At 61.4% G+C, this 1,175-nt stretch carries 2 protein-coding genes; both read left to right on the top strand.

Annotation, left to right across the window (positions count from 1 at the left end):
* Nucleotides 1–119: 119 nt before the first annotated feature.
* Nucleotides 120–647 (top strand): electron transport protein HydN, encoded by a 528-nt coding sequence (hydN, locus tag KHQ28_RS28285; protein WP_002914875.1) that lies wholly within the window; start codon nt 120–122, stop codon nt 645–647.
* Between the two features lie 8 nt (nt 648–655).
* Nucleotides 656–1,175 (top strand): acylphosphatase (locus tag KHQ28_RS28290; RefSeq protein ID WP_211777784.1); only part of this gene is annotated, 520 nt, incomplete at its 3' end.

Here is a 1,175-nt window from a genome sequence, read left to right on the forward strand (position 1 = left end):
GTCACTACTGACGATGACAGCAAACCGCAGCTATAATAGTCTTTATAATCAATATATTAAAAAATTGGAACGTATTATGCATACTCCGGCGCGTAACCTTCTTACTGCTGGAGAAATGGATGAACCGTTTCATTATCGCCGATGCGAGCAAATGTATCGGCTGTCGCACTTGCGAAGTGGCCTGCGTGGTATCCCATCAGGAACATCAGGACTGCGCCTCCCTGACGCCTCACACCTTTCAGCCGCGTATTCACGTGATCAAAGGGGTCAATGTTTCCACGGCGACCGCCTGCCGTCAGTGTGAAGACGCCCCCTGCGCCAATGTCTGCCCGAACGGCGCCATCAGCCGCGATAAAGGCTTTGTCCATGTGATGCAGGAGCGTTGCATCGGCTGCAAAACCTGCGTCGTCGCCTGCCCGTACGGGGCGATGGAGGTGGTGGTGCGCCCGGTGATCCGCCATAGCGGCGCCGGACTGAACGTCGTGGCGGAAAAAGCCGAAGCCAACAAGTGCGATCTCTGCTTCCACCGCGAGAGCGGCCCGGCCTGCATGGAAGTCTGCCCGACGCATGCCCTGGTGTGCGTTGACCGCAACAAACTTGAGCAGATGAATATCGAGAAACGTCGCCGTACGGCGCTGGCCTGGTAAGTCAAGGCATGAACGGGGTGCAAATCCGCATTCGCGGTAAAGTGCAGGGGGTGGGGTTCCGCCCCTTTGTCTGGCAGCTGGCCCGGGCGCAGGCCCGCTGCGGCGATGTCTGTAACGACGGCGACGGCGTACTGGTGCGGCTGGTCGGGGGCGACGACGGTTTTACTGCCGCTCTGGCTGACCACTGCCCGCCGCTGGCGCGGATCGACAGTACCGCCTGCATTCCCTATCGCTGGGCGGCCACGCCGCAGGATTTCACCATCCGCGAGAGCGGGGCGGGACGGATGCGGACTCAGATTGTGCCCGATGCCGCGACCTGCCCGGCGTGCCTCGCGGAGATGAACGATCCCCGGGCACGCCGCTACCGCTACCCCTTTATCAACTGCACCCACTGCGGCCCGCGGTTGACCATTATTCGCGCCATGCCCTACGACCGGCCCTTCACCGCAATGGCGCCGTTCCCGCTCTGTTCCCCTTGTGAGGCGGAATTCCGCGATCCTGCCGATCGCCGTTTTCACGCCCAGCCGG

The sequence above is a fragment of the Klebsiella sp. 28 genome (assembly GCF_018223905.1).
Classification (GTDB): Bacteria; Pseudomonadota; Gammaproteobacteria; order Enterobacterales; family Enterobacteriaceae; genus Klebsiella; species Klebsiella pneumoniae.

Excerpts from the sequence above, each read along its gene's own strand:
- hydN (WP_002914875.1), top strand. The coding sequence starts at position 120 with ATGAACCGTTTCATTATCGCCGATGCGAGCAAATGTATCGGCTGTCGC.